Origin of the sequence: Rhodococcus zopfii NBRC 100606 = JCM 9919, assembly GCF_001895025.1 — a bacterium.
GTDB classification, from domain to species: domain Bacteria; phylum Actinomycetota; class Actinomycetes; order Mycobacteriales; family Mycobacteriaceae; genus Rhodococcus; species Rhodococcus zopfii.
In genome coordinates this window covers 47,119-69,658 of the sequence record NZ_BCXI01000004.1, presented here as the reverse complement: position 1 = coordinate 69,658, position 22,540 = coordinate 47,119, and the positions used below count along the sequence as shown (strand labels likewise).

At 68.6% G+C, this 22,540-nt stretch carries 14 protein-coding genes; all 14 read right to left on the bottom strand.

The window, feature by feature from the left end:
* Positions 1-105 precede the first annotated feature (105 nt).
* The 14 genes from RZ1_RS03475 to RZ1_RS03410 all read right to left on the bottom strand — a co-directional run bounded on the left by RZ1_RS03475 (position 106) and on the right by RZ1_RS03410 (position 22,511).
* Entirely contained in the window at positions 106-1,647 is a 1,542-nt protein-coding gene (locus RZ1_RS03475) for an acyl-CoA carboxylase subunit beta (RefSeq protein WP_072809262.1), read from the bottom strand.
* 7 nt (positions 1,648-1,654) lie between these two features.
* Positions 1,655-6,631, bottom strand: coding sequence for a polyketide synthase Pks13 (gene pks13 / locus RZ1_RS03470; RefSeq protein WP_072809261.1), 4,977 nt, complete (start codon positions 6,629-6,631; stop codon positions 1,655-1,657).
* 50 nt (positions 6,632-6,681) lie between these two features.
* Positions 6,682-8,571, bottom strand: coding sequence for a long-chain-fatty-acid--AMP ligase FadD32 (gene fadD32 / locus RZ1_RS03465; RefSeq protein ID WP_072809300.1), 1,890 nt, complete (start codon positions 8,569-8,571; stop codon positions 6,682-6,684).
* Positions 8,572-8,759: 188 nt separating this feature from the next.
* The gene (locus RZ1_RS03460; protein ID WP_072809259.1) at positions 8,760-9,761 is read right to left on the bottom strand and encodes an LLM class F420-dependent oxidoreductase; all 1,002 of its coding nucleotides are present in this window, start codon (positions 9,759-9,761) and stop codon (positions 8,760-8,762) included.
* A gap of 146 nt (positions 9,762-9,907) precedes the next feature.
* Complete coding sequence (locus tag RZ1_RS03455; RefSeq protein ID WP_072809298.1) at positions 9,908-10,867, bottom strand: cutinase family protein; 960 nt, start codon at positions 10,865-10,867, stop codon at positions 9,908-9,910.
* A gap of 15 nt (positions 10,868-10,882) precedes the next feature.
* A complete protein-coding gene (locus RZ1_RS03450) occupies positions 10,883-11,452 on the bottom strand; it encodes a DUF732 domain-containing protein (RefSeq protein ID WP_072809257.1) in 570 nt (189 codons plus the stop codon).
* Positions 11,453-11,636: 184 nt separating this feature from the next.
* Positions 11,637-13,499 carry an alpha/beta hydrolase-fold protein gene (locus RZ1_RS03445; protein ID WP_139281760.1) on the bottom strand — a complete coding sequence of 621 codons (1,863 nt, stop codon included), beginning with the start codon at positions 13,497-13,499 and terminating at the stop codon, positions 11,637-11,639.
* Positions 13,500-13,837: 338 nt separating this feature from the next.
* Positions 13,838-14,848 carry an alpha/beta hydrolase gene (locus tag RZ1_RS03440; protein WP_072809254.1) on the bottom strand — a complete coding sequence of 337 codons (1,011 nt, stop codon included), beginning with the start codon at positions 14,846-14,848 and terminating at the stop codon, positions 13,838-13,840.
* 278 nt (positions 14,849-15,126) lie between these two features.
* Complete coding sequence (locus RZ1_RS03435) at positions 15,127-17,079, bottom strand: arabinofuranosyltransferase AftB family protein (protein WP_083583505.1); 1,953 nt, start codon at positions 17,077-17,079, stop codon at positions 15,127-15,129.
* On the bottom strand, positions 17,057-17,962 hold the full coding sequence (locus RZ1_RS03430) for a decaprenyl-phosphate phosphoribosyltransferase (protein ID WP_072809252.1): 906 nt from the start codon (positions 17,960-17,962) through the stop codon (positions 17,057-17,059). Before RZ1_RS03430 ends, RZ1_RS03435 begins: the two co-directional genes overlap by 23 nt.
* Positions 17,959-18,456 carry a phosphatase PAP2 family protein gene (locus RZ1_RS03425; protein WP_072809293.1) on the bottom strand — a complete coding sequence of 166 codons (498 nt, stop codon included), beginning with the start codon at positions 18,454-18,456 and terminating at the stop codon, positions 17,959-17,961. The genes RZ1_RS03430 and RZ1_RS03425 overlap by 4 nt, the downstream gene beginning before the upstream one ends.
* A 52-nt stretch (positions 18,457-18,508) precedes the next feature.
* On the bottom strand, positions 18,509-20,422 hold the full coding sequence (locus tag RZ1_RS03420) for a glycosyltransferase (RefSeq protein WP_072809295.1): 1,914 nt from the start codon (positions 20,420-20,422) through the stop codon (positions 18,509-18,511).
* A 23-nt stretch (positions 20,423-20,445) separates the two neighbouring features.
* Positions 20,446-21,666 (bottom strand): UDP-galactopyranose mutase, encoded by a 1,221-nt coding sequence (gene glf / locus RZ1_RS03415; RefSeq protein ID WP_072809250.1) that lies wholly within the window; start codon positions 21,664-21,666, stop codon positions 20,446-20,448.
* A 71-nt stretch (positions 21,667-21,737) separates the two neighbouring features.
* A complete protein-coding gene (locus tag RZ1_RS03410) occupies positions 21,738-22,511 on the bottom strand; it encodes a MerR family transcriptional regulator (RefSeq protein ID WP_072809249.1) in 774 nt (257 codons plus the stop codon).
* Positions 22,512-22,540: the final 29 nt, after the last annotated feature.

Sequence of the window (22,540 nt, the reverse complement as noted above, 5' to 3'; positions counted from 1 at the left end):
TGCGGGATTCGCACGGGCCGACTACCGGCATCTAACGCGGTGACCGGGAATCCGCTCACGCTGTACAGCGGGCAAATTCCGAATCCGTGAGCATCCAGCAGTGCGTCAGAGCGGGAGCAGGTGATGCTTGCGCGGGTTCTTGAAGATCTTCTTGTCGCGCAACAGGTTCAGCGCACGACGGATCTCGAGGCGGGTCGTCGACGGCTCGATCACCGCGTCGACGTAGCCGCGCTCGGCCGCGATGTACGGCGTCGCGACGTGCTCGTTGTAGAAGTTGATGAGCTGCTGACGCACGGCGGGGGCATTGTCGCCGGCGGCCTCGATCTGACGGCGGCCGATCACCGCGACCGCGCTCTCCGCACCCATCACCGCGATGCGGGCCGTCGGCCACGCCAGGTTGATGTCCGCGCCGAGCTGCTTGGAACCCATCACCGCGTAACCACCGCCGTACGACTTGCGCACGACCACGGTCACCTTCGGCACCGACGCCTCGACGTACGAGAACAGGAAGCGACCGCCGCGCTTGATGACGCCGATCTTCTCCTGCTCGACGCCCGGCAGAAAGCCCGGAGTGTCGACGACGAACACGAGCGGAATATCGTAGGCATCGCAGACCCGCACGAAATGCGCGGCCTTGTCGGCGGCCGCCGCGTCGAGCGCACCCGACAGGAACATGGGCTGGTTTGCGACGACACCGACCGGACGCCCGTCGACGCGCGCGTAGCCGGTGATGATGTTCGGCGCGACCTGCGACCGGAGCTCGAAGAATTCGCCGTCGTCGAAGATCTTCAGCAGGACGTCGTGCATGTCGTAGCCGGCGTTGTCGGCGTCGGGCATGAAGGTGTCGAGTTCGAGATCGTCGGACGTGATCTCCGGTTCGAGACCGGGGTTGACGACCGGGGGCTTCTCCTGCGCGTTCGACGGCATGTAGCTCAGGTACTGGCGCACCCACTCGAACGCCGCCTTCTCGTCGGGCGCGATGTGGTGCACGTTGCCGTATTCGGCCTGCTTGCGGGCACCGCCGAGCTCTTCGAGGCTGACCTCTTCACCGGTGACCGCCTTGATGACGTCGGGTCCGGTGACGAACATGTACGCGTCTTCGGTCGCCACCACGACGTCGGTGTTGATCGGCGCGTACACCGCACCACCGGCGCACTTGCCGACGATGACCGAGATCTGCGGGACCAGCCCGGACAGCGGTTCGCTGCGCTTACCGATTTCCCCGTACCACGCCAGGGAGGTCACCGCGTCCTGGACGCGGGCTCCACCGGAGTCGTTGATCCCGACGACAGGGCAGCCGACCTTCAGGGCGTGCTCGAGGACCGCCGACACCTTGCGGCCGAACATCTCGCCGACGCTGCCACCGAGAACGGTCTGGTCGTGCGAGAACACCGCGACGGGCCGCCCGTCGACGAGGCCGTGCCCGACGACGACGGCGTCGCCGTAGAACGCGTCCGGGTTCCCGGGCGTGCGCATGAGCGCGCCGATCTCGATGAAACTGCCCTTGTCGAGCAGCATGTCGATGCGGTCCCGTGCGCTCGGGATGCCCTTCTTCGCGCGCTTCGCAATCGCGATCTCGCCCGCGGGCTCCTTCGCGATCTCGAGCTTCTTACGCAGGTCGGCGAGCTTTTCTGCCGTGGTGGTCACTACTCGTTCAGCTCCTCGTGGCCTTGATCTCGGCCAGCTTCCGGGTCAGGTCGGCCCCCACCTTCGCGATGTACGGTTCGTCCACGATCTGCAAGTGGTCGCCACCGACGTGGACCACTTCCAGGTTCCGGACAACCTCGCCCCACCCCCCGTCGGGCTGCCGGGTTCCGAACGCCGGCTCGAGGTCTATCGCATCATCGTGGTACTTGTCGGCCATGTACAGCACCACGTCGCCGTCGTAACGCTCGAGGTTCGCGGTCTGGATGGCACGGTTGTCGAGCCAGGACGTGCGCTGGTGCTCGATGATGCCGCCCGGAATCTTGGCGCCGCTGAGTTTGAGCAGGTCCATGAGGATACGGATCTGACCGTCGTCGTCGGCCTGCGCCAGCTGCTCGTACGGCAGCGGCGCATCGACCGCGTAGGTCTTCTTCGCGAACTTCGCGTACCGCTGCCAGCGCTTGGTGATCTCTTCCGGGGTGTCCTCGACCTTCTCACCGGCCATGACGGTGTCGATGAGGCCGACGTACCGCACGTCCTTGCCCTCGGCGCGGAGCATCCGCCCGACCGCGTAGGCGAGGACACCACCGAGGGACCAGCCGTACAGCACGTACGGGCCGTCGCCCTGGATCTCCTTGATCAGCGGCAGGTATGCGGCGGCACGCTGCTCGATGGGGCCTTCGGTCCGCTCGAACCCGTACATCGGGGTGTCGGCGGGCAGGCGCTTGAGCAGCGGCTCGTAGGCCACGGTGGATCCACCGGCCGGATGGAACACGAACACCGGCACGGCGTCGGAACCCTCGGACCGGGGCCGCAGCGTCCGGACGAGGCCGTCGATGCGGTCGGCGGATTCGAGGTGCTGACGCACGCTCTCGGCGAGCTGCTCGATGGTTTCGGCGTCGAGCACGTCGTCCACGGTGATCTCGCCGTTGGACCGCTCGGTCAGGCGCGCGGCGAGCCGCTCGGCGGTGTCGTCGTCGAGGATCGGCAGCGTGTCGAAGATGCCCTTGGCCGATTCGCCGGTGACGACCGCCCACGACGCGAACGTCAGGCGCTCGGCGGCGTCGCGCGGCGGCACGTGCGCACCGGATGCCTCGGCCACGGCCTGCTGATCGGTGATGTCGGCCTGTGAGGCTTCAGCCCGGGCGCCCGCATCCTGCGCTTTCGCGGCGTCGGCTTCGGCGAGAATGGCCTCGGCCTCGGCGACGACGGTGGTGTTCTCGACCGGCGGCACCGCGACCGCGTTCGCGGCGTCCTCGGCTTCCTCCGCGGCCCGTTCGGCGGCCTTCTCCGCAGCCTGCTGTGCGGCGAGCGCGGCGACCTCCTCACGGTTGTCGACCGCGTACCGCAGGTACTTGGCGACGTCGCGCAGGCTCGCGTCCTTGACCGCCGCGAGCTGCAGTTGCGGGATATCGAACTCGTATTCGACGCGGTTCTTGATGCGCACCGCCATCAGCGAGTCGAGACCCAGGTCGATGAGCGGGATCTCGACGGGCAGGTCCTCGGGGGAATATCCCATCGATTCCGCGACGATCAGCGCGAGCCGGTCCTCGAGGCTCTGCGAACCTTCCGGATCCCACCGGTCGCCGAACGACTCGACGACCTCGGGGAGTTCCTCGACGGGTCCGGTCGACCGTTCGACGGGCGCGACGACGGGTTCCGCCAGCACCTCGCCGGAGGACACGACGGCCTCGTGGACGAGCGTGAACCCGGCCGCGTCCTTCGCATGGATCTGCAGGGACGCGCCGCCGGGATGCGGGGTGAGGGTCGTGGTCAGCGTGCCCGCGGCCGGGATCGGCGCGTGCGGGACGCTGGCGAGCAGCGTCACGTCGGCGAACACCTGCGCGGCGGCGGCGGTCGCGAGGGCGGCCGGATCGGTGACCGCACCGGCCTGCACCTCCCACGCGAAGCGGCCGTCGGGCAGCGCGACGCGCGCGCCGGGCACCCGTCCGTTGCCACCGCTGCCGATGCGGGTCCGCAGCCAGAACTCCTTGCGCAGGAACGCGGTGCGCGGCAGGTCCGCGTAGTCGCCCTCCGGCAGGAGGCTGCGCAGATCCACCGAGTGCCCGTGCGTGTACAGCTGCGCGAGCGCGGTGAGCACCCCGAGCGACTCGTCTTCCTTGCGCTTGAGCGTCTGGATGAACTGGCCGTCCTGCACGCCGGCGTCGAACGCGGTGGCGGCGACGGACATGAGGGTCGCGGGGTTGGCGTTGAGCTCGACGAACGTGGTGTGCCCGGCGGTGAGCGCCTGCCGCACGGCCTGCGTGAAGTACACGCTGTGCCGCATGCCCTTCGTCCAGTACTCGACCGGGTGGATGCCGTCGTGGCCCGCGCGGTACAGGGTCTCCTGGTCGACGGACGAGTACACGTCCACCTTCAGGCGGTGCGGTTCGATGCCGGCGAGTTCGGCGGCGAGCTCACCGAGCAGCGGATCGACCTGCGAGGTGTGGCTCGCACCCTTCGTCTGCAGGACCCGGGCGAACTTCTCCTCGGATTCGGCCCGCGCCACGATCGCGTTGACCTCGTCCTGCGGTCCGCCGATGACGGTGTGCGTCGGCGCCGCATACACGCAGACCTCGAGATGCGGGAAGTCCGTGAGCACCGCGGAGATTTCGTCGGCGCTGTATTCGACGAGCGCCATGAGGCGGATGTCGTCACCTTCGAGGCCGGCTTCGGCCTCGCCCATCAGCCGCGACCGCGCGCAGATGACGCGCACGGCGTCCTCGAGCGACAGGCCGCCGGAGATGTAGGCGCCGGCCGCCTCACCCATCGAGTGTCCGACGATCGCGGCGGGTTCGGCACCGTGGTGACGCAGCAGCGCGGCCAGGCCGATCTGGATGGTGAAGATGCCGACCTGGGCGGTCTCGACGTCGTAGTCCTGCGCGTCGTCGAGGAACTTCTCCTTCATGGAGTAGCCCGACTCGTCGTAGATCAGTTCGTCGACCTCGTCGACCGCGGCGGCGAACACCGGGTTCTCGAGGTAGAGCTGCTTGGCCATCTTGCGGTGCTGGGCACCGAAGCCGGACAGCACCCACACGGGTCCCTTGGTTGCGGGGGTGTCCGAGCTGAAGACGCCCTGTGCCGGCTTGCCGGCGGCGACCGCGCGCAGTCCGGCGATGGCCTCGGCGCGGTCCTTCGCGATGACCACGGCACGCGAGCGGCCGTGGTTGCGGCGGGCGAGGGTGCGGGCGACATCGGCGAGCGGCGTGGTGCTGCCGGTCTCGGTCTCGAGCCAGTCCGCGAGGTCCGCGGCGGCCCGGCGGCGGCGCGACGGCAGCGCCGCGGACACCGCGAGCAGCACGGGCAGCTCGACGGCGGGTGCGCTCTCGGCGGCCACGGCCTCTTCCGGCAGGAGCTCGGTCTCCTCCGGCAGGATCTCGACCTCTGCCTCGGAATCGGCCCGGCCGGCGGGCCCGGTGTATTCGCGCACCACGACGTGCGCGTTGGTGCCGCCGAACCCGAATCCGGAGACCCCCGCGACGGCGGCGCCGGTGTAGCGCGGCCAGTCGGCGCCGTTCGGGATCACCTGGAGGCGGGCCTGCTCGAACGGGATGTACGGGTTGGGGGCGGTGTAGTTCAGGGATGCGGGCAGGTGGTTCTCCTGCATCGCGAGGACGACCTTGATCAGGCCCGCGGCACCGGCCGCGGCCTCGAGGTGCCCGAAGTTGGTCTTGGCGGAGCCCAGCAGGACGGGCTTGTCGGCGTCGCGGCCGCGGCCGACGACCTTGCCGAGCGCCTCGGCCTCGATCGGGTCGCCGAGCACCGTGCCGGTGCCGTGCGCCTCGATGTAGTCGACCCCGGACGGCAGGATCTGCGCATCGCGGTAGGCGCGGCGCAGCACGTCGACCTGCGCGTCGGGGTTGGGGGCGACCAGACCGTTGGAACGTCCGTCCTGGTTGACGGCCGAGCCCGCGATCACGGCGAGGATGTTGTCACCGTCCCGTTCGGCGTCCTCGAGCCGCTTGAGGACGACGAGCCCGCCACCCTCGGCCCGCACGATGCCGTTCGCATCGGCGGAGAACGCCTTGATCTTGCCGTCCGCGGTGAGCATGCCGGTCTCGTCGAAGCCGAGGGTCCCGGCGGGCGCGAGCAGCATGTTCACACCGCCGGCGAGGGCGACGTCGGCTTCGCCGCCGCGCAGCGCGCGCACGGCCTGGTGCACCGCGACGAGCGACGACGAGCACGCGGTGTCGAGGGTCACCGACGGGCCGCGGAAATCGAAGAAGTACGACACCCGATTGGCGACGATCGCGGTGGACGTACCGGTGATCGCGTACGGGTCCGCCGCCGACGGGTCGGCGACGGCGAGCAGCTGGTAGTCGTTGGCCGAGCTGCCGATGAACACACCGACGGAGCCGCCCTTGAGCTCGCTCGCCGGCAGGTGGGCATGCTCGAGCGCTTCCCACGCAAGTTCGAGCGCGAGCCGCTGCTGCGGGTCGACCATCTCGACCTCGCGCGGCGACATCGCGAAGAACTCGGCGTCGAAGCCCTTGACGTCGTCGAGGTAGCCACCGCGGGTGTTGGCGTTCGCGATGGCCTCGGATACGACCGGGTCGCCGTCGAACTCGGACCAGCGGCCCTCCGGCAGGTCGGTGACGCCGCTGCGGCCCTCGGCGAGCAGTTCCCACATCTGCGCGGGAGTGTCGACGTGGCCGGGCAGCCGGGTGGACATGCCGACGATCGCGATGTCCTTGGCACCGGTGATGCCGCCGACCGCGTAGAACGCCTCGTCGGCGGCGGCGGGCCCCTCGGGTTCGCCCTCGATGATGCGGGTGGCCAGCGACGCGATGGTCGGGTGCTGGTACGCGATCGTCGCAGTGAGCGTGACGCCGAGCAGGTCTTCGATCTCACCGCTGAGGGCCACGGCGTCTCTCGACGAGAGGCCGAACTCCTCCATCGGACGATCGTCGGAGATCTGCGACGCCGGTTGCCCGGTCGCGTCGGCGATCCAGTTCCGCAGCCACTCGCGCAGCTGCGCGACGGTCATTTCAATGTCAGCCATCAACCCACCACGCTACCCGTGAAAGAGAACAATTGTTACACGCTATCGGGGAATGCTTGCTGCTGATAGCCCCCGCGCAGCGTTCCCTCGATGTAGGCGGCCTTGCAGGCCCGGCGTGCGATCTTGCCGCTGGACGTGCGCGGGATGGATCCGGCCGGGACCAGCAGGATGTCGCGTGCCGTCACACCGTGGCGGGTCGCGATCGCCGCGCGCACCGCGTCGGCGATCGGCTGCGGATCGGCCTTGCCGGCCCCCGGGCCGCGCTCGGCGACGATCACGAGCTGTTCGGAAGCATCGTCGGCGTCGAACCTGAGGCCGGAGGCCTCGTTCTCGAACACGTCGCTCGGAAGCTGGTTCGCCGGGACCGCGAATGCCGCGATGAAGCCGGGGCGCAGCGAGGTGCTGGCCTCCTGCGCCGAGAACTCGAGGTCCTGCGGGTAATGATTGCGGCCGTCGACGATCACCAGGTCCTTGACGCGACCGGTGATGTACAGCTCGCCGTCGATGTAGACGCCGTAGTCACCGGTGCGCAACCAGTTGGCGTCCGGCGCGGTGCCCTCGGCGTGGCTGTTGTCGTCGAGACGGTTCGTGATCCGGTTGTGGAACGTCTCGTCGGTCTCGTCCTTGCGGCCCCAGTAGCCGATGCCGATGTTGTCGCCGTGCAGCCAGATCTCACCGACGTGCTCGTCGGGGACCTCGGCGCCGGTCTCGGCGTCGACGATCGCCGCCCACTGGCTGCGCGCGACGTAGCCGCAGGAGACCTGCGCAATCGCGCCCGGGGTCTCGGGATCCACCTTCACGATCCGGCCCGCGTTGAGCTCGTGGCGGTCGACGTAGATGACCTTCGCCTCGTCGCTGTGCTTGGTGGACGACACGAACAAGGTCGCCTCCGCCATGCCGTACGACGGCTTGATCGCGGTCTTCGGCAGGCCGTACGGCGCGAACGCCTCGTTGAACTTGCGCATCGACGACGTGGTCACCGGCTCGCTGCCGTTGATCAGCCCGATCACGTTGGACAGGTCGAGGGTCTCCCCCGCCTTCGGAAGGCCACGCGCGGCGGCGTGCTCGAACGCGAAGTTCGGGGCGGCGGCGAACGTGCCGGCGCCGTCGGAGACGGCGGCCAGTTCGCGGATCCACCGGCCGGGCCGCGCCACGAACGCGCGCGGGCTCATGATGGTGATGTACTTGCCGCCGATGGCGGGCAGGATCACCGTCAGCAGACCCATGTCGTGGAACAGCGGAAGCCAGGTCACGCCGCGGGAGGTCTCGTTGAGTTCGATCGAGTCGGCCATCTGCACGACGTTGGTGAGCACCGACCGGTGGGTGATCTCCACGCCGGCCGGGACCCGGGTCGAGCCCGAGGTGTACTGCAGGTAGGCGACGTCGTCGGTACCGATTTCCGGGCGTGTCCACGTGTCGGCGACCGAATCGGGGATGGCGTCGACCGCGATGACGCGGGGGCGCTCCGCGGCCGGAAGCGGACGGAAGAACTGGCGGACGCCGGCAGCGGACGACGTCGCCGTCAGGATCGCGCTGGGCGTGCAGTCGCCGAGCACGGCGTGCAGGCGGTCGGTGTGCCCCGGCTCGTCCGGATCGAACAGCGGCACCGCGATGGCGCCGGCATAGATCGCCGCGAAGAACGATACGACGTAGTCCAGGCCCTGGGGGGCGAGGATCGCGACACGGTCACCCGGCTTGGTGATCTGCTGGAGGCGGGAGGCGATCGCGCGCATCCGCACGCCGAACTGGTGCCACGTCAGCTCGTGCACCTCTCCGTCGCGCTCGCGGGAGTAATCGATGTACCGGTACGCGAGATCGCCGCCGTTGCCGTGCGTGTGCTGTTCAAGGTGATCGAGCAGCGTGTTGCCCTCGGGCAGAACGATCCGACCGTTCTCATCGATGAACTCTTCGAAACCGACGCTCAATTCCTTCTCCCTGTCGAAGCGATCCCACAACCACCCGACATGGTTGCGCCCCGTTCCTTACTTCGCGATTCGTTCGTTCGCGCTACACGGACAGTGGCACCCTCGCAGCTTCGTCGCGTGCGAACGTGCAACCTGTCGGACCGATTCATCGGTCCGAGATCACGAATATGTTACAGATCCTCATTGCCTCATTCCCCAGCGAGCAGGGGAATCACGGGCGCGAAGGCCTCCATCTGGGTCGGGAAGACACCGACGTACGACATACCGGTCTTCGCCCGCACCGCACGAATCCGTTCGGCGATCTCCTCGTGCGAACCGATTGCCAGGTAGGGGGATTCGAGGATGTCGTCGACCGTCAGACGGGTATCGACCTCGATGTTCGGGGGGAATCCCTGATCGAGCGCACCCAGCGCCATCTCTGCGGCCTGCTGTTTGTCATCGGTGACGAGGATCATGGTGATAGTCCAGTTCAACTCGATGTCGGCGAAACGATCACCGGCGGCCCGCCGGATCACGTCCACCCGCTCGATCGTGCTGTCCATCGTGATGCCGGACAGCAACAGCTTTCCGTCACTGTTCGTCGGCGGTGCCACCGAGATGATGTCGGCGTACCGCGCCGCGAGGGCGAGCATGCGCGGCCCACCACCACCGACCGCGATCGGTGGTCGCGGCCCCTGACGCGGCCGCGGACTGCCTTTGAGACCGTCGACGCGGTAGTGCTTGCCCTCGAACGTGCACTCCCGCCCGCGCAGCAGCACGTCGAGAATCTGCAGCGTCTCCTCGAGCTTCTCGATACGCACCCCGGGACGGTCGTAGGCGATGCCCGCCTTGTCGAATTCGTCCTTCATCCACCCGGCCCCGAGACCGAGTTCGAGTCGGCCACCGGAGAGCACGTCGATGGTCGCGGCGTCCTTCGCGAGGATCGCGGGATGCCGGAACCCGTTCGCGAGCATCGCGGTGCCGATCCGGATCCTGTCGGTCGCCACGGCCAGGGCACCGAGCGCGGCGATCGGGCCGACCTGGTTACCCAGGTGGTCCGGGATCATGAAGCTGTCGTAGCCCAGTTCCTCGGCCCGCTGGGCGAGCTTGACGAAACGTCTGGCCCCGCCTTCCTCGGCGTTGCCTTCCCCACCGGCGGCGAAGCGAAACTTCCGCGGCTGAAGTGCTGCGGAGCCGTCGGTGGCGCTCATCGAACCTTCTCTCCCGTGTGCTGTGTCCGTGCGCCACGGCCCGGACACTCCGGACGCAGCCGATTGTCGAGTCTAAGTGCCGACGGTGGAGAGATTGTATCGGGTCGTGATGCCCAACACTACCGCCCGGTAACCCACCCCGTGGATCACTCTTCCGGAGGCGTCGGCGCTGCCTCGATCTTCTCCGACGCCCAGCGCGCGACCCACTGCGTCGACGTGGTCCCGGCGTCGTCGACGACGAACGTGTTGTACATCGCGTGCACCGGGTTGTTGTAGTACTCGAGCAGCCGCGGCGCACTCGCGAGCAGATTGCCGAGTCTGAGTGCATCCGGCGGCGCATCGCAGATGCCGTCGGTGGGCGCGCAGATCTGCACGGTCCGGTCGGCGAGCTCACCGAACCCGCCGGGCCGGGGCCCGGTCAAGCTCATCCCCGGCAGCTTCAGACCGGCCAGCGACAATTCGGCTCCCACCCCGGCGACCGGCGGCCCGATCGTCGGGGCGGCGTCGGGGTCGCGTCGACCGTCGGCGATGAGCGCGACACCGAGAACACGGTCCGCGGGCACCGGTCCGTTCCCCGCGCCGATCTTCGCTGCGACGTCACCGGCGATGACCGCACCCTGGGAGAAGCCCGTCAGGAAGTACGACGTGAGCGGGCACTCGGCCGAGCGGCGGCTCAGGATGTCCTCCGTCGCCGCGGTGCCCGCGGTGCGACTGTTGTTGTACGACTGCTGACCGTCCGGCGGCAGCGCCACGGGGTTCGAGAACTGCGCCACGTACGGCACGGTGTACACGTCCGCGCGCTGCGGATCGAACTGCTGCTGCAGCGGTCGAGTCACGTTCAGCATCAACGAGAACGGATTGGCGGTCGGGTTGTACGGATCGTCGCCGACCGCGGACTCCCACGTGCCGGGCACCGCGACCACCTGGACGTCGGGGCACTCGGCCGGCTGCGACTGCGGCTTTTCCGGCGTCGGCGGAAGCAACGGGCCCGGTGCGGGCAGGCGCCCGGCGAGGATGTACCACAGCGCAAGCACGACGACCAGGACGAGAAGCGCAACGATCACGACGACGACGCGTCCGCGCCGCCTCTTGTTCGTCCGGGCCATCATGCTGTGAATCCCCTAGCTGCAGTAGGTCGAGCGGGCGGTCGCGATGTAGATGTCCGCGGTCTGGGCGGCCTGCTCCTCGGTGATCTCGACACCCGCGGCGACGGCGTCGCTGCCGACCAGTGCCGTGACGATCGTCTTGATCTCTTCGTCGCTGCCGCCCTGGTCGATCGCGCCGCAGATGTAGTTGGCGGTGTTGATCGCGCTGCTGCCGTCACCGGACGGTTCGACGCCCTCCGCGCGCAGTGCGTCGAGGAACGCCGCGTCCCGCGCATCGGTCGGAACCTCGGTCGGGCCGGGGAAGCCGGGAGCGGTCTGGGGCTCGGCCGGCGGTGCGGTCGCGGCCTCGCCGGGACTCGTCACGGGTGCGCCGGCTTGGGTGGACTCCGCTGCGGAGCTCTCGGCACCCGCCGTGGTCGTCGCGGCCGCCGACGTGGACGTGGCCGCCGCGGACGTGGTGGCCGAAGGGGTGCTCGTCGCGGTGGAGTCGTCGCTTCCGCAGGCGCCCAGCACAGCGGCGGCGGTCAGTGCGGCGACGCAGGCGCCGACCACACGGGTCGAGCGCGAACGGGTCCGTGCAGGCATGTGGTGGTGTCCTCGCATCCGGTTTCGTGAGCGAACGGTCTGATGGGCGAACGGTGTCGTGAGCCGGCAGGAGCATGGCGCCGGCACCGCCCCAGGCTACAGAGAGCGCGGGGCGGTGACCGAAGCCGTCGCTCCGATCACCGCCCGACGATAGGTGCCTGCGACCCTGCGGTCGAGAGCGGCCCTAGGGGGTCACTGCGGTGACGTCACCGACCCGGGTGACGAACCCGCCCTGGAAGTTCTGCCGGACTCCGCCCTCGATCGGGAACTCGTCGCTGATCGGGAAGCCCAGCCGGCCGTTCTCGTACCCGGCTTCCTTCCACGCGTCGAAGATTGCGCCGTTACGCACCGGCCAGGCGCCGGTCAGCGGGCTCCAGTAGATGTTGCCGCCCTCGAACTCGTTGAAGCGGCCGCCGTCCTTCACGGGGATCTCGCTGGTCTTCGGGAAGCCGAGCCAGCCGTTCTCGTATCCGAGCTCGCCGTACTTGCCCAGGATCATGCCCTGCACGGCGTGGGCGCCGGTGGGCTCGCTCCAGTACAGCGCGCCGATCTCGAAGCCCTGAACGACACCCGGCTTGTTCGGCGTCGCGACCTCGTCGAGCACCGGGTAGCCGAGCGGACCGCCCTCCCAGCCCTGCCGCGCCCATTCGTCGAGGATCGCACCGCGGATCGCGTGGGCGCCGGTCTGCGGCGTCCAGTAGATCGAACCGTGCTGGAAGTGGTTGAACCGCCCGCGACCGTCCGGGGTGCCGTTCTCCCAGGTCTTCGGGTAGCCGAGCGGACCAGCCGGGCCGCCGCTGCCCTGGTAGGCGCCGCCGATGGCACCGCCGACCGGGAAGGTACCCGCCTCGGACGCGAAGACCCGGCCGAACCGGAAGTCCTGGACCCGGCCGCCGGCCACGGGGTACTCCGCGGTGACGCAGTCACCGAGCCAGGGGTTGGCCCCCGCGGTGTCCGCGATCGAGCCGGCCGCCGAGCACACGGGCTTCTCCACCGGCACACCGAGCGTGTTCGCCAGCTGCGGCCACAGCTGGTGCAGCTCGAACTCCCAGTACGGCCACGAGTGCGTGCCCGACGGGCGGTACACGACCTGCGCCGGGATCCCGATCTTGTTGAGTTTGGTCGCGAACGCCTGCGAGGTCAGCCGCGACAGGATCTCGAGGCCCATGCCCGCGTAGTTGGTGCTCACACCGGGAACGCCCGACGGCTGGTCGTACGGGCCGGTGCTGCCGCTTCCGCTGGATACGTACAGGCTCACACCGCGCAGCTTCTCGGCCAGCAGGTACGGATCGTGCGACTCCCAGGTGTCGCTGCCGGGCGGACCCCACATGGCATCGACGTCGAAGCCGCCCGCGTCCTGCATGGCGTACCCGATGGCCTCGGGCATGCCCAGCGTCGTGGTGGTGAGGATGCCCGACAGGGACGCCGCGAACTGGAAGAAGCCGGGATTGCGTGCGGGCAGGAACATCGCGGCGGTGCCGCCCATGGACAGACCGACCACAGCGCGGGTGCTCGTGGACCTCCAGTCGCGCTCGAGGACCTGGGGCAATTCCTTGGTCAGGAACGTCTCCCACTTGTAGTTCTGACCGTTGTTCTGGTCCACCCAGTCCGAGTAGAAGCTGGACTGGCCGCCGATGGGCAGCACGGCGTTGATGTTCTTTTCCGCGAAGAACGCCTCGACGTCGGTGTTGAGCGTCCAGCCGCTCTCGTCGTCCTGCGCGCGCATACCGTCGAGCAGGTACACGACGGGGAAGCGCGCGTCGGGCCGGATGTTCCAGTCCCGGGCCAACAGCAACTGGACCTGGATCGGCGTTCCCATCGACGGGGAGTTGATCCACACGGCGACGCGGCGATCGGTGAGCCAATCGACCCGCTGGACGGTGATACCCGAGGCCGGGGCCTGCGTCGCAACGGGAGCGGTCCGGGCCGGTTCCGCGGAGGCGACCGCAACGGTGGTCAGTCCCGCCGCCATCGGCGCGACCAGTGTCGCGGCGAGTGCGCCCAGGATCCGTCGCTTCACTCGTGGACCGCCGATCGCTGTTCGCATGTGCATCGCTCACTTCCTGCGTTGCCGGGCCGTTCGCGGGAGCCGAGGCCACATCCGAAGGTCGTGTGCCTGCTTCGTCTCCGGAATTTGTGACTGCTCCGCGTTCGAAGGTCGCTTCCACTGCGTCCGAAGATCGTTTGTACACGGGAAAGTCCCGGGATCGACGACGGCGCGCTGTGACTGGTGGGAAATTTGTTCACAACGACACATGCCGCCCGGCCACCCCGTGGGGGGGTGATCGGGCGGCATGATGGCCGGCAGTGTGCGCCGATATGCGTCCGAGTGGGACGCCTCAGCGCTCGGTCGACGCGACGGTCGCGCGTCGAGCGCCTTCGGCGTCAGTGCGCGTTGAGGGCATCCAGGATCTGCGGGCGGGCCTTCCACAGCTGGTCTTCCCAGTACTTCCACGCGTGGGTGCCGCGGGCCGGGAAGTCGAAGGAGGCCGAGATGCCGAGTGTGGCCAGCTTCACCTGGAACGCGCGGGTCTGGACGAGGGACAGCGCCTCGAGGCCCATCGCGTTACCGGTGTTGTAGACGCCGGTCAGACCCTGCGGCTTGTCGTGCTGGCCGGGCAGGCCGCTGGCCGCCGAGATGTACAGCGACAGGCCCTCGAGCTTCGGTGCGAAGACGAACGGGTCGTTGCGCAGCCAGGCCGGGCTCCACGGCGGGCCCCACATCGCGTCGACGTTGTAGCGGCCGGCGTCGAGCATCGCGACGCGGATGGCCTCACGCATGCCCGGAGCGGACAGGTTGAGGTAGCCCGACAGCGAGGACGCGAACTTGAACTGGTCGCGGTGGTACGCGGCCAGCGTCAGGGCGGCGGAACCACCCATCGACAGGCCGAGGATGCCGTTGTTGTTCGGCGAGACGCCGCGCGTCGCGAGGTATCCGGGCAGCTGCTCGGTCAGGAAGGTCTCCCACTTGTAGGTGACGTCCTGGCCGTTGAGGTTGCTGGGCGAGTACCAGTCGGTGTAGAAGCTCGACTCACCGCCGACCGGCATGATGAGCGAGACGTTGTCATTGGCGAACTGCGTGAGTGCGTTCGTCTCGAAGGACCAGGCGTTCGCATCATCGCGTGCACGCAGACCGTCGAGCAGGTACAGCGCGGCGTCGCCACCACGAGCGGCCCACTGGATCTGCACCTTGATCGGGCCCATGTCGGAGTCGACGAAGACTTCCTCGAAGCCGCCGGCCGGCGCGCTGTGCGCGATCGGGGCGGACTGCGCGGGGGCGGCAACTGCGGCGGTGATTCCGGCGGCACCGGCCGCGACCGGCAGCACGAGCGCGGCAGCTGCGGTGCCGAGCACCCGGCTGCGGAGGCGCTGCGACAACCTCGGGACTAAACGCATGAACAATGCTCACTTTCTCGATCTGCGGCGTCCGCCTACGCGTTCCCCGTCGGATTCCGGCGGTGGCGGTCCGCGGAGCGGCGCCACAAGTCACACTGCGGTCAAGACTGTAAATGACTACGGGAGGTCTGACAAACCCCCGTCCCGCTGGTCACGGGACAAATGCAGATGCGGGCTCCCGCCACGAGCCCTAGAGCGTTATCGACTCGTTACACGGCGTGATCCTATCGAGATCGGACGTGGATTCCCAACCGGACGATCCGGAACTACCCGCGGTTTCACCCCCGCGGCGGCGGTATTACCAGACCGCACCGCTCGATCTCGTACTTCGGCACGCGGTCGAAGCGGTACTTCGCGTACTCGAGCGCATGGGTCAGATTCCGCTTGAACAGCGGCCACGTCAGTTCCGCGCTCGACGATTCGAGCACTTCCCGGGTCTGCGGACACGTGAGCGCCACCTCGGCCTGCGCCACCCAATCCTCGTCGAGGTAGCCGGGCAGCCACGGGTGCACGTTCACCATCCCCGAATCCGCGACCACCCAGTCCGGGTACAGCACCTTGTCGTGCCCGATCCGGCCGTCCTCGAGCCGTTCGGTGTGCGCGGCCAACGGGTAGGCCAGACCCATCTGGTCGATCACGCGCACGTCCAGAGGCGTGTTCATGCTGGTCATCCCCAGATTGAGGAAGAACACCGTGTGCCCGGCCCCGCCCGGCGGGATCGGCTCCGGTGGCGGAACCACATCCCACGCGTCGAACGACGGCGTCGGCAGCAGCAACCCACCGTTCGGCGTGTTCTCGATCGCCTCCACCATCGCCCGCATCCGCGGATAGTCGAGGTAGTCCTCGGCTCGGATCGGATGCGCATGACCGGTGTTCATGGCATAGAACGCGCGCTCGTCGACGATGCCCGACCGACCGACCACCGCACCCTCGGTCATGCCCGTGGTTCCAGCCGCGAACGCCGACCACACGACCGTACCGAGCCACAGCACCCCGACCGCACCGGCGATCGTCCGCGCACGCGGCGGCTCACCGTGCTCCGGCAGGCGCAGGGGCACCACCGCGACCGGAACGAGGAGACAGAACAACGGCGGCAACAGGACCCGCCCGTGCATGAAGTCGCCACCGACACGCAGCGAGTACAACGCGAGGAGCACGCCGCTACCCAGCATGAACACCACCACCGCGGCGGGTGTGCGCAGTGCCCGCTGCCCGCGGGCGAGCAGGGTCCGCGCATCGGTGGATGCGAGACCGCGCACGCGGTCGCCGACGCTCGCGCCACCCCGGCGGCTCGTCGTGAGCATCACGACCGCCACGAGCAGCAGCAGGAGCAGCGGGAGCCACAGCAGATACGGGTTCACCAGATTGCCCAGGTATTCGAAACCCTGCGCCCACTTGGCACCGCCCGCGTCCTTCGAGACCGCGGTGTTCGGGTAGGGCAGGCCGTAGTAGCCCATTCGCCAGATCTGGTAGCCGACCGGCACCGCACCCGCGACCGCGACCATCGCGACGCGCAGGCGCCAGGTCTGATCGGCGGCGAGGAACAGCATCGCCAACGCGATGCCCGCCAGGACCGCCAGTTCGGGGCGAACCAGCGGCCCGAGGCCGGCGACGAACGCCGTCCCGAGCACCCCGGCGGACCCCGGCGTCTCGGTCGTGGACCAGCGCACCATGAGCAGCCACAGCAGCGCGATCCAGAAGATCACCAGGCAGCTCTCGAGCCCGGACGTCGCAAAGTCGCGCGCGGGCGGAACCGCGATGTAGACGAGCATGCCCGCCGGCAGCAGCAGCAGCGTGCCGCCGGCGCCGCGAAGCCGCCAGCGGTAGAGACGGGCCGTGCCGAGCATCGCGACGACCACCGCCGCGGTCGACAACACCAGCGCCAACCCGAGCACCACGTACTCGAGCCGCGTCCCCGTGAACCAGCCGAATCCGTAGACCAGGTACGTCCACAACGTCGACGTGTTGGCCTCCACGCGTTCCCCGATGTTGAACACCGGGCCGTTGCCGGCCAGCAGGTTCCGGACCGTGCGCAGCACGATCAAGCCGTCGTCGGCGATCCAGCGACGCTCCCACGCACCCCAGAACATGAGCACGCCGGTGACGACGACACCCGTGACGAACACACCTCGGGACAGCCCGGAAGCTCCGGAGGCGCGGTGGGCCGGTCCGCCCTTCCGCGCCGACGAGTCGACGTCCGCAGCGACGTCAGAAGAGGTAGACAGCACCACCGACCACCACGATCCACACGATCGCGAGCAACTGCAGAACCCGGTCGCCGAGAGCAATCTCCTCCGGCTCCCCCGCCTCGCCGCCGTCGACGTCGACCGCGTACCGCAGGATCGCGACGACGAACGGAATCATCGAGATGGCGAACCAGTTGGAATCGGCCAGCATGTCGCGTTCGAACGCCCACAGGCCGTAGCAGATGACGACCGCGGTCGCCGAGAGCGTCCACACGAACCGCAGGTAGGTCTCGGTGTAGTACTCGAGCGACTTGCGGATCTTCGCGCCGGTCTTGTGCGCCAGCCGCAGCTCCGCGTACCGCTTGCCGGCCGCCATGAACAGCGAACCGAACGCCATGATCAGCAGGAACCACTGGGACAGCGGGATGCCCGCCGCGACGCCACCGGCGATCGCGCGAATCAGGAAGCCGGACGAAACGATGCAGATGTCGAGCACGGCCTGATGCTTGAGCCCGAAGCAGTAGGCGAGCTGGATGCCGATGTACACGGACATCACGACCGCGAGCTGCCAGTTCGCCAGGAACGAGAGCGCGATCGACCCGACCAGCAGCACCGTGGCCAGGCCGAACGCCAGGTTGACCGGAACGACACCCGCGGCGATCGGCCGGAACCGCTTCGTCGGATGCGCACGGTCGGCTTCGACGTCCATCGCGTCGTTGACCAGGTAGATGCCCGAGGCCGCCATGCAGAACACGACGAACGCCAGCGCGACGGGTCCGAGCACATCCAATTCGGTGGCCGAACCCGCGGCGAGCGGCGCCGCGAGTACCAGTACGTTCTTGATCCACTGGCGTGGTCGGACCGCCTTGACGATGCCCGCAGGCAGGTTCTGGGGCGGCCGGGTAACGGTTGCCGGTTCCTCGCTCATCGTTCTCCAAACTTCTTTTCTGCCCGCACGACCGCGGCGGCCGAGACTGCCCCCAGCGCGGCGCCGGCCAGGACGTCCGTCGGATAGTGCACACCGAGGACCAGGCGCGACAGCAGCATGGGCGGGACGAGTACCGCGGGCAAGGGTAGCCCGGTCAGCCGACCGAGCAGGACCGCGGCTGCGGTGGTCGAGGTGGCGTGCGACGACGGGAAGCTCAACCGGCTCGGCGTCGACACGTTCACCGCGACCGTCGGATCGTCGGGCCGCGGCCGGCGCACGATGCGCTTGACGACGATCGACGCCGCGTGTGCCCCGACCGCTCCGACCGCGACGCCCGCCCACTGCCGGCGACGACGACGGTCGACGAGTGCGCCGACACCACCGATCGCGGCCCAGCCGAGGGCGTGCTCACCGAAGTGCGACATGCTGCGGGCGATCGCGATCGCCTGCGGCCGGGCCCCGACCGTCGCCTGTACGGCCTGCAGGATCTGGATCTCCGCCTCGGTGCTCTTCCAGGCGTCGGTGGTCTTCCCGGCAGCGGATCGATCACTGCTCGACAGCGAAGACACGTTCCCACTCCTCCTTGCTCGTCAGGGCAGGAACCGCATCCTGGTACTGCTTCTTCAGCTCCGGGAACCGTCGTGCCAGTTCACGCCGCAGTCGCAGCGCCTCGGACAGCAGTGCCCCGGCCTGCGCGCGGTCGCGCTTACGGTAGACGACGCCGCGCCCGTCCGCGGTGGTGACGGTCACACCGTCGACCTGCGACAGCAGGAACCAGCGGGCATCGATCGTCGGCACGTTCAGCTGCGGCTGCTCGTGGTGCGCATCGGTGGCCGGGCGCAGGTTGTGCACCACGCCCTTCGCGAGCCGCGAGAGCTTCCCGATCGGCCCGCGCGGCAGACCGACCGCACCCACACCGGCACCCGAGGGCAGCGGCAGTTCCGTCGACGACGGCAGCACCACCGCGTCCGAGAAGTTCTTCCGCAGCGCGTGGACCTGGCCGAGGGCGGTCGGCAGCAACTCGAACAGCCGGTCCGGTCCGGCGAGGAAGTCCTCGATGGCCTTGTTCTGGATCGCGACGGTCGAGTATTCGAGGCACACGAGGTGCTTGACCGTCGCCTTGACCGTGTCGAGCACGAGGCCGCGACCGTCACCGGGCATGTGCAGCGCCGCGACGACGAGCCGGTTCCGCAGGTGGAAGTACGCCTGCCAGTCGATCGCATCGTCCTTGTCGGACCACGCCATGTGCCAGATCGCGGCACCGGGCATCGTCACCGTCGGGTAGCCGGCGGCGCGGGCCCGCAGCCCGTACTCGGCGTCGTCCCACTTGATGAACAGCGGCAGCGGCTGGCCGATCTCCTCCGCGACGACCCGCGGGATCATGCACATCCACCAGCCGTTGAAGTCGACGTCGATGCGGCGGTGCAGCAGCTTCGAGTTCTCGCGGTCGCGCAGCGGCTTGGTGGAGAAGTCGTGGTCGTATTCGACGTTCGGGGCGGCCGACCACATGAAGATCGACCGGTTCACGACCTCGCCCATCGTGTGCAGGTGGCTGCGCTCCTGCAGGTTGAGCATCTGGCCGCCGACGAGCATCGGGGTCTTCGCGAACCGCGACAGCGCCAGCGCCCGCAGCACCGAGTCCGGTTCGATCTCGATGTCGTCGTCCATGAACAGGATGTACGGGGCCCGGGTCGTTTTCAGCGCCTCGTACATGATGCGGCTGTAGCCGCCGGACCCGCCGAGGTTGGCCTGGTCGTGGATGACCAGGCGGTCACCGAACGGCGCGGCTGCCTCGGCGAAGTCGTCCTGGTCGCGCACCTTGCGGGTGCCCTGGTCGGGAATGATCACAGCGTCGACGACGTCCATGACCAGCGGATCCGACGCGAGCGCGCGCAGCGCCTTCACACAGTCGGCGGGACGGTTGAACGTCGGGATGCCGACGGCCACCGACGCCGCGCCGGGCGCCTCGACCGGCGCATACCAACCAGCAGCGACGAGCGTGACCTCGGTGTCGGTGGTGACGTCGAACCAGATCCAGCCGCCGTCCTCGAACGGACCGAGGTCGGTTTCGAGTTCGACGACCGTCGTCGTGTCGTCGGCACCGGTGAACTCGCGGCCCTGCACGTGGATGCGGCTCGAGTCGGCCTTGCTGCGGTAGACGTCGACGCGGCCGTGCCCGGACAGCTCGAGGCGGAGCACGACGGAATCCAGCGTGCTCCAGCGCCGCCAGTAGCTCGCGGGGAACGCGTTGAAGTAAGTGCACAGCGACACCTCGGACTCCGCGCCGATGCTCAGCGTCGTGCGACTCTGGGCGTGCGCGCGGCGCGCGTTGGTCGGCGATTCCTCCAGGTAGAGGGTGCGCACGTCGAGCGGCTCTCCGGGCCGCGGCAGGATGATGCGCTGCAGCAGCGACTTACCGAGTGGCGCCGCGGTGTCTGAACTCACGGTGTTCCCCTGCACGTTGTCCTCGAGTTCCCCCACGCTCACGACGCGTCTCCCGCCACCGGAACACCGGATTCGAAGAACGGGACGAGCGTGTTGTCGAACATGCTCAGCGCGCTGGCGATCGCCATGTGCATGTCCAGGTACTGGTAGGTGCCCAGGCGGCCACCGAACAGCACGTGGTTCTGCGCGGCTTCCTGCTTGGCGCGCTCGCGATAGGCGGTGAGCTTCGCCCGGTCCTCCGCCGTGTTGATCGGGTAGTACGGTTCGTCGTCGTCGCCGGCGAACCGCGAGTACTCGCGCATGATCACGGTCTTGTCCGCCGGATAGGTGTCGCGCTCCGGGTGGAAGTGCCGGAACTCGTGGATGCGGGTGTAGGGGACGTCCGCGTCGTTGTAGTTCATGACCGGCGTGCCCTGGAAGTCTCCGGTGGGCAGCACCTCGGTTTCGAAATCGAGGGTGCGCCAGCCGAGCTTGCCCTCGGCGTAGTCGAAGTAGCGGTCCAGCGGACCGGTGTAGACGACGGGCGCGTCCGGGCTGGCGGCGCGGATGTCGTCGCGCACCTCGAACCAGTCGGTGTTCAGCCGGACCTCGATCCGGTCGTCCTTCGCCATGTTCTCGAGCCACGCGGTGTAGCCGTCGACGGGCAGGCCCTCGTAGGTGTCGTTGAAGTAGCGGTTGTCGAAGTTGTAGCGCACCGGCAGGCGGGTGATGTTGCCTGCGGGCAGTTCCTTCGGGTCGGTCTGCCACTGCTTGGCGGTGTAGTCCCGCACGAACGCCTCGTAGAGGGGACGGCCGATCAGGGAGATGGCCTTCTCCTCGAGGTTCTTCGCGTCCGCTGATTCGATCTCGGCCGACTGCTCCTTGATCAGGGCGCGGGCCTCGTCGGGCGTGAAGTACCTGCCGAAGAACTGCGAGACCAGACCCAGTCCCATCGGGAACTGGTAGGCCTGGCCCTTGTGCATCGCGAAGACGCGGTGCTGGTAGCCGGTGAAGTCGGTGAACAGGTTCACGTAGTCCCAGACCCGCTTGTTCGACGTGTGGAACAGGTGGGCGCCGTACTTGTGGACCTCGATGCCCGTCGCCGGTTCGGGTTCGGAGTAGGCGTTGCCGCCGAGATGGTGGCGGCGTTCGACGACGAGAACTCGTTTGCCGAGCTGCGTTGCGGCGCGCTCGGCGATAGTCAGTCCGAAAAATCCGGATCCGACGACGACGAGGTCGTAGTCACCGGTGGAGGGCTGGGGCGCTGATGCAGCAGTCACGGAAGACCAGGGTAGGCGACCGCCGCGCCCGTGCGTGTTTCCGGTAGTCGGAGCTACCGGAAACACGCACGTCAGGCGAGCAGTGCCCGCAGTGCCGCGCGCACGAATTCCGCTCCTGCGGGACCGCCGTAGTTCGCCGCGAACCGCTCGTCGGCGACGTACATGTCGGCCAGTCCCAGCACGTAGCCGCGGTCGGGTTCGCCGGCGCCGTGGCCGGGCGTGCCGGGGATCGATCCCAGCCACTCGACGTGCCGTCGGGCCAGTTGCAGCCCGCGTTCGCCGGCCGGGTCGACGCCTGCCTGCGCCGCGGCCGTCCAGGCGGCCGCCAGTCGTCCAGCGACCGCCTGCCAGTCGCGGCGCTGTTCGTCGGTCATCTCCCGCCACCAGCGGTCGCTGCTCTCGTAGGCGTCGCGACCCCACCGCTCGATCACCTCCTCGCGATACTGCGTGTGGTCGAATCCGTCGAACATTTCCTCTGCCATCAGTTCCTCACCTGCTTCGGTCTTGCGGATGGTCGTGCGCACCGCCTCGATGCGGCGGCCCAGTTGCCGCTGCTCGAGTTCGAGCAGCTCGAGGTGGGTGCGCAACGCGTCGGTGGTGTCGGCCTGACCGGCGACCACCTCGCGGATCGCGGGCAGGCCGAGGCCGAGTTCCCGCAGCAGCAGGATCCGTTGCAGAAGCACCAGCGCGTCGCGGTCGTAGAACCGCATGCCGTTCGCTCCGGTCCGGCTCGGCGGGAGCACACCCACGTCGCCGTAGTGCCGGAGGGTGCGGCTGGTGACACCGGCCGCGCGGGCCAGTTCCTGGATGGACCACTCACGCTGTGTCCGTTCAGGCTGTGTCACGGTGTTCCCTTTCCTCGTGACATCCAGCG